Below are 7,362 nucleotides of genomic sequence, written 5' to 3'. Positions count from 1 at the left end.
AAAAAGAAAGGTCTGAGGCGATTGACCCCAGACCTACTGTCTATAAAATAGATTATTCCTTTTTTCGCTATCCTCATAGAGACTAGGCGCGAACGCTTTTGTCACCATAGCCTTCACGAATCGAAATTCTCCCGCTGCCAGACCAAAAATCGGTGCCAAAGCACGGAAGAAAAAATCCCCCCGCATAAAATAACAAAGCAGACCAGTAATCACAAAGATAACCAAGCCCTGCACCAAAGCCACCAATAATATTTTCTTCATCATTCCCTCGACTTTCTATAGACTATTATAGCATAAGGTAGAGGAGAGACTATCCTAAGGAGCAATAAATACAGAATGATTAAGAAGGAAAGTCATTATATAGGTCTATTTGTTTTTGAGTATAATGTTTCTTTGTATTCATATCTGCATCGGTTAGACCATTGGAGTATTCCTGCAGCGCTCCTCCATCTATCACACGCCCCATCTCAGTATCTATTCTAGTAAATTCATCAGCCACCGCATTCAAATATTCATCGAATGATTCAACGACCGGAACTAAATCTTTCGTTAGTGCTTTCACCTCATTTGTAGCTGAGGAAAAATTAGCAGTTGCAGAAGATTCAATTAAGCTAGAACTTTTGTCCTCAAGTCGACCACTCATGTCTTCAAAGCTATGCTCAATCCCTTTAATATGTTCTGGTAATATCCGTTTTCGTCCCATTATTCTTCCTCCGAACTAGATTGATAATATTGTAAGAATTCTTCTTCACTTTGAACTATATGTTCCCGTCCATCTTTAGAACTAGTAGCTGGAATCGTAAGTTCTTTAAAGATATTGGTCTCTTTTGGAACTACTAGTTTTAGGAAAGAGATTTTAAAACGAACATCTTCTTTTCCAAGAAAATATAATTCCGACAACAATCCTTTTCTTAATATATCAAATGCTTTTGGATACTTGTTTGCTAAGAAAGTATCTTGATTCTTTTGTAGTGATTCTTTAAATCCAAAAATGGATAAAACAAACGAAAACCTTTGGTCTGATAATTTGTCATTTTGATTGAGTATATCTTCAAAATCAGATTTTTTATTCAAACTTGAATTAACTTTAAAGACATTAGAAAGCTCTTTGCCCGTTAGTCCTGAAGGAGTAGCAGGTAATATTTTTCCTGATTCTAACTCTATAACTCCATATTCAGACTTGAATTTTGGTTTTCGACTAACGACCATATTTATTGGTAAATAGGTTTTTCCTTGTTCTGTAAGCAACGCCTGATTGAAATCTGGGATCATTCTCGGAATATAATCCTTATTATATTCTCTCACCATCTTAAATACGTCATAAGTTTTTTGCTTAATTTTACCACCTTTTGTATCATAAACATCCAACAACCAGTACTCTCCATTCTCTGGGGTATTGCTTTTTAGAAAAGGAACTGCGTCCTCCTCAAGGTTCCAATATTTATAAGATGCAGATTTTAATTTGTAGCTTTGTTGAACAATATAACGTTTTCCATTAACTCTCATCATCTTTTCTACCTTGATGCGAGAATCATATTTTTTGGCTTCTTCCGCTTCATTTAATTCAGCCTCGTTATCCCAGTCAATCGCTACTGCTTTGTTATCATAAATAAATTCATAATCTGCAATTTTAGCTCTTGGACTCCACATAACAAACTGAGTGAGCTGATGTCTGCGATAAGTCTCATAAGCAAAGTAAAGGCCTATGGTAGTGAGTAGAAGAAGTAAAATTCGAATTAATTTTGATTTAAATATTTTTTTCATTATCCTTCCCTCATCAGTGATTCATATTGATATTCCGATTATATTTTGTTTTTAAATACTCAAAGTATTTTTCACCGTCATCAGCATCAGAATCACTTTGCTGATTATCCAGCTCTGAAATAGCATTATAAACTTGTGTCAGTTTATCACGATTCATGCTTTCTAAATTTAAATTAGAATCTTTCCCCACCACATAATTTATTACATCGTTATCATAACCTTTTTGGGGATCCCTCAACATCATTTCGAATTCTGCTATATTATCTCCTCTCTTCTCAAAAAACAACTTCATTCCGTACTTATTCATCTCTGCAATTCTCTGAGAAACTTCAAAACGGTAATAACTTTCATCCGAGACAATTCTTTGTGTACTGCCATCAGAAACCAAGCCTCCCTCAAAAATCCAGCCTCCCTTACCAACCATTTCTCTTTTTAGTTTAGCAATTTGAGTTAATTCTTCTTCTTTAAGTTGGGCTGAATCTGTTATTCCTTTAAAAATTGTCGCAGCCTCACTATTTAATTGATCATCAACTACATCAGATGCATCAGATCCCCATAATTTTAGTAGTTCGAAACCTAACTTATATTTTGGAAAAGCAAATGTACCTACTCCGGCAGCAATATCTTTAATAGTTCTAAAAACAACTTCTTGTCTTTTTTGATCAATATCATTTAGGTTATTAATTATCTCTTCTTTATTTAATGCAGAGGAATTAACTTTAAAATCACTACTATATTCTGGAACAACAACATCAAATCCTTCCATTTTATATCCTGAGGCTTGTCCCATAATACTGAATTTGGTTCTTCCATCTTTATCAAATCTAAATTTAATTTGCTTGATATCTTCCACAGAGGTAGGTGAACCCTTTGGATAAAACGTACCTTTACCATAATTGATAGCATATAGGCCTCTATTGATACCTATAACCTCATTAATAGCATTTTCTCTTTTAAACTCACTCTCCATCAGGCTGTAATCATGTCCCACTTGCTCGTACTTTATAGCCATTCGTCCTTGATGTTCAACTGCTAAAACTTGTCCAAATGTAGTGAATTTATCAAGCCAAGGTTGGCTATCAGATTGCTTCATTTTACCAAATTCATTATAAAAGGCATCCAATTTTTCAGTATCCTTATTATAAACCCAGGTTACTATTCCATCTACCATTAGAAAAACAACCTCATCCCTAACATTTTCCCGATTCACTTGAGAAATTATTGTTTGGTTGTCTCCATAAACAGAATCCAGAGCCCTCGCTTCATCGATATTTTTTACAGTATCTAGGGGATTCATATGCAACCCTTGAGATATCATATTAAACACAGCCTTTGGTGAAAAATTCAGCGTGATTTGTGCCTGACCAACAGTCCCCTTTAAAGCTGAAATGGTCCCAATTACTTGCTGTAAATTTGTGTTAAAGGTATCATGTGCTGCTTGAAAGGGTGTGTGGGTATTAAGACGAGCAGTAGCTGCATCTTCTAATCCATTTGTAGCATTATTTGTGATATTAGAAATATCTATAGACCCTTCACCTAAAGCTGTGGCAGCAGTATCCAATACTGTTTGTAGATTCTTATCAACAGTTAGAACACTATCCTTTTGATCACCTGTTAATTTTGTCCGAACATCACTATTGCCTGACTCACTAGTCCAAGCTTCTTTGCCAAAACCTATACCACTAACAGATGATGAAAAACCTTCAACAATTTTCGCATAATTCCCTAAAGCTTCCGGAATTTGGTCAAATATCTGAGTTTGCAAATCATTCAAGCTTTGTAAAAAAGAACTAATTGCTATACCTTCTGAACCTTCAATTTTATTATTGAACGTTCGAGCAGTATCATTTGTTGCGGTATCTAAAGCTTTTGAAAACTGACTAATAGATTCACTATATTGTTCTATTCCTGGTAGGTCATGTACCTTAATAACATCATCACTCATAACTGATTAATCCTCCTTTGTCATAGCAAGCTCACGACTTACGATGTTCATTCCAATTCGAAACCCAACTGCCTCTGATTTTAAACTCTCAATTTTCGCTTTTAATTTTGTCATCATATCTGTTTTCTGTGCTTCATATTTTGTTGATGTATCAGTTAACAGTTTTTCCTCATTAGTTGCTTCTTCACCATACGGTTTACCTGCCAAATTATAGGTTGCTTTAATTGACTCTTCACTATTTAAAAGATAGGTGATTTCTGTTGAAACAGCCGAAAGATTTTCTAAGATACTTTCTAATTCCGCAATTTTACCATTTACTGTTGATAATTTTTCTTTTAAATCAGCTAACTCAGCTAGTAATGCTGCTTTTCCCATTTTATTCCCTTTCTATATCATTAATGCTTTCATTTTACTTGCTAATCCGTCTGCTACATAGTAGTGCTCTTGCTCTTCTAACTGTGGTTCGCGGATAGGTTTGTTTGTGACAGTTAGAATATTCTGATCCGTCAATCTCATTGAGACAATAGCTTGTTTATAGTTTCTAATTGTCTTAGAAACAACATCTATTTGCTTATACAGCTGGCTGCCACTCATCGAAACAGAAGCGTAGCCAGCTCGCAGTCCTTTTTCCAGAATGTAATTGAGAGAAGTCTGGTCATCAAGACTCAACTCACCAATTAATTCCAGTTGATTAAATAGAACGACAGTTGCTTCATGCTGATTGTTGCGCTTTTCCAAGCGCGCCTTGACATTTTCTTCCATTGCAATAATTCCAGTCTGATATTCCTCTGGACTAGCAAGAATCGTCACACCTTCCATCTCAGGCAAATTATGATACTTCGGCGCCAGCACAATCACCTTCTGCTTGCCTCGCGCAATCTGCTCAGTCAAAGCACTCATCTGCTCTTCCTTATCTGTTAAGTAGAGAAGATTGCCCTTAGAGAGGTTCCAAGTAATTGGTTCAACCGTCTCCATATCCAGTCCTAGTGGTACCAAGCCCTGCTCATAAGCTGCTTGGATACTAGCCCGGCTATAGAAGTCTGCCTCCGTCAGTTCCTCTGGTACCATCGGAATAGCACTTGGGCGTTGTCCAGTCCAAGCTTCTTGGAGAGAGGCGACTTCTTGACGCAGGTTGTTAAGGACCTGCGCATCATTGGCACCCGCAACTGGCAGAGCTAGCTGGATGACATCAACCTCGTCACGCTTCATGAGCGCCCGACCCTTGATGTCTTCCATGGTTGCCGCTAGTGGTGTAGAGCCCACGATCGAGCGGACTTCTCCGAAATCATTCTGCGGCAGACTCAGCTGGTGCTTAAAGTTGGCATAAAACTGCGCCCGAAGGTTGGATTGACGGCCCGCTGTCACCAAGAGGTGAACACCGATGCTGAGACCTTCACGGGAGATCCGCACCAAAAGCTTGAAGAGCTCCGCTTCATAAGCTTCTTCCTTCATGGACTCATAGCTGTCCAGCAGGATGACAATAGCCGGCTCTTGCTGACCGCTAGCCTGACGGTAAAGCTCCAAGGTCCCAACACCGTAGTCGGACAAAAGTTTCTTACGCCGGTTGAGCTCCCGCTCCATGATGCGTACAAACTTGGCAATCTTCTCCACCTGATCGAGAAGCAGGGTATCGGCCACCTGCGGTAATTGGCCCAGCGGTGCCAGACCATTGGTTCCGAAGTCCATCAGGTAGAGGGTGACATCTTTGGGACTGAACTTGCGAGCCAAGTCCATGGCCGCACTTTGCAGGAAGGTTGTCTTCCCCGTACCAGGACTTCCGTAGAGCAGGATATGCCCATCTTTGGACAGATTGACAGAGACAGGCTCTTGCTTCTGTGCCTGTGGGATATCCGCCATTCCCAGAAGGACGGAGACCGGCTTCTTTTGCTCCCAGGCTTCCTGCGGTTGGATAGGTTCCAGCTCTTGCAGGGTCATCCGCTCTTTAAGCGGCGGCAGCCATGGCTGTGGTACCGGTGGGATCTGCTGGCTCTCTGTCAGTACTTGGATCTGACTGACAATAGCCTCCAGCTCTGTCGGTACTTCCTTGATATCCTCGGCTAAGTCAAGACCTGACAGGTCTTGATTGAGCACTTCGTATTGGCCTAGGTCATTGATCAGGTAGATGGTATGGTCTTCAATTCCCATCTCATCCTTATCCGGCTGGTAGTCTGCCCCTGACCAGGCTGACTGGAAGAGTTCATAGACTTCATTATTGCCGACCTGCAGATAGGCCCGTCCGGTCTGGGTGATCTCCGCCGCATCTGGTGTCTTAAGCATTTCCATTGAGTCCGTCCGGTCTGCCACCTTGAGCGCCAGCTTAAAGCGGGAGTTGGACCAGATCTGGTCATCCACCACCCCAGAKGGCTTCTGAGTRGCCAGGATCAAGTGGACCCCRAGGGAACGYCCGACCCGAGCGATRGAKACCAGCTCCTTGATAAAGTCAGGCTGGTTGACCTTGAGCTCTGCGAACTCATCCGAGATGAGGAAGAGATGRGGCAGGGGTTCRGTTGCTTCCCCGTTCTTAAATTTCTTTTGATATTGGTTGATATGATTRACTTCAAACTCTCTGAAGAGMCGCTCCCGACGGTGAATCTCCGCATTGATGGAAGCCARCGCCCGCATGGATTGGGCTCCGTCCAAGTTGGTAATGGTTCCCAAGAGATGGGGCAGGTTCTTGAAGAGGTTGGCCATTCCCCCACCCTTGTAGTCGATGAGGAGAAAAGCCACATCGTGCGGGTGGAAGTTGACGGCCAGACTCAGGATATAGGACTGGATGGTCTCTGACTTACCTGATCCGGTTGTTCCGGCAATCAGCCCGTGCGGTCCGTGAGCTTTTTCATGCAGGTTGAGGTAGACCAAGTCTTCCTTGCCCCGCAGGCCGATAGGCACCGCTAAGCTCTTATAAGGTGCATTCTGTTGCCACTTTTGCAAGACTTGCAGGTCCGAGAAGGTCTCTGCCCCATACATCTCCATAAAGGTTACGGTATCAGGGATTGAGCTCTTGAGATTCTGTAAGTGATTGAGTGGCGCCAAAGTCCGAGCGATCCGCTCCTTGTCATAGCCTTCTGGGAAATGATCCAAGCGGAAGTCAATCTCTCTAAGGATTCCCTCTTCCATGACCAGCTGCCCAGTGTTACGATCCTTGATATTGACAACTGTCTTGATATTCTCAGACAGGGAGCTCATCACATCCTGCACGAAGATCAGTGAGCAACCCAAGTCAGTTATTTTATTTTTTTGAGGAAATAGCAGAGCAGATAAAGGATTCAAGAAATATAGAGTTTTCAAAGTACTAAAAGGAAAATGTCCTTGTTCCATTATACCATATGAGAGATAGGGGTGGGAAAGGGAGTAGAAAAAGAAAGGTCTGAGGCGATTGACCCCAGACCTACTGTCTATAAAATAGATTATTCCTTTTTTCGCTATCCTCATAGAGACTAGGCGCGAACGCTTTTGTCACCATAGCCTTCACGAATCGAAATTCTCCCGCTGCCAGACCAAAAATCGGTGCCAAAGCACGGAAGAAAAAATCCCCCCGCATAAAATAACAAAGCAGACCAGTAATCACAAAGATAACCAAGCCCTGCACCAAAGCCACCAATAATATTTTCTTCATCATTCCCTCGACTTTCTATAGACTATTATAGCATAAG

Annotated in this window: 6 protein-coding genes and 1 pseudogene; all 7 read right to left on the bottom strand. The window is 41.2% G+C overall.

What is annotated here, in order from left to right; translation table 11 throughout:
- Nucleotides 1-33: 33 nt before the first annotated feature.
- Complete coding sequence (locus K1I80_RS11815; protein WP_223313996.1) at nucleotides 34-264, bottom strand: hypothetical protein; 231 nt, start codon at nucleotides 262-264, stop codon at nucleotides 34-36.
- Between the two features lie 76 nt (nucleotides 265-340).
- Nucleotides 341-703 (bottom strand): hypothetical protein, encoded by a 363-nt coding sequence (locus K1I80_RS11810; protein ID WP_125347048.1) that lies wholly within the window; start codon nucleotides 701-703, stop codon nucleotides 341-343.
- Nucleotides 703-1,764, bottom strand: a complete 1,062-nt coding sequence (locus tag K1I80_RS11805; RefSeq protein WP_223313999.1) for a hypothetical protein — start codon at nucleotides 1,762-1,764, stop codon at nucleotides 703-705. The genes K1I80_RS11810 and K1I80_RS11805 overlap by 1 nt, the downstream gene beginning before the upstream one ends.
- A 13-nt stretch (nucleotides 1,765-1,777) precedes the next feature.
- Nucleotides 1,778-3,709, bottom strand: coding sequence for a hypothetical protein (locus tag K1I80_RS11800; protein ID WP_223313998.1), 1,932 nt, complete (start codon nucleotides 3,707-3,709; stop codon nucleotides 1,778-1,780).
- 6 nt (nucleotides 3,710-3,715) lie between these two features.
- Nucleotides 3,716-4,084, bottom strand: coding sequence for a hypothetical protein (locus tag K1I80_RS11795; protein WP_223313997.1), 369 nt, complete (start codon nucleotides 4,082-4,084; stop codon nucleotides 3,716-3,718).
- 12 nt (nucleotides 4,085-4,096) lie between these two features.
- Nucleotides 4,097-6,934: pseudogene (gene essC, locus K1I80_RS11790) on the bottom strand (type VII secretion protein EssC); the annotation flags it as partial.
- A 163-nt stretch (nucleotides 6,935-7,097) separates the two neighbouring features.
- Nucleotides 7,098-7,328, bottom strand: a complete 231-nt coding sequence (locus tag K1I80_RS11785) for a hypothetical protein (RefSeq protein ID WP_223313996.1) — start codon at nucleotides 7,326-7,328, stop codon at nucleotides 7,098-7,100.
- Between the last annotated feature and the right edge of the window lie 34 nt (nucleotides 7,329-7,362).

This window comes from Streptococcus sanguinis, from assembly GCF_019929225.1.
Classification (GTDB): Bacteria; Bacillota; Bacilli; order Lactobacillales; family Streptococcaceae; genus Streptococcus; species Streptococcus sanguinis_J.
Note: the sequence above shows the minus strand (reverse complement) of the source record. Positions and strands in the feature narration are given on the sequence as shown.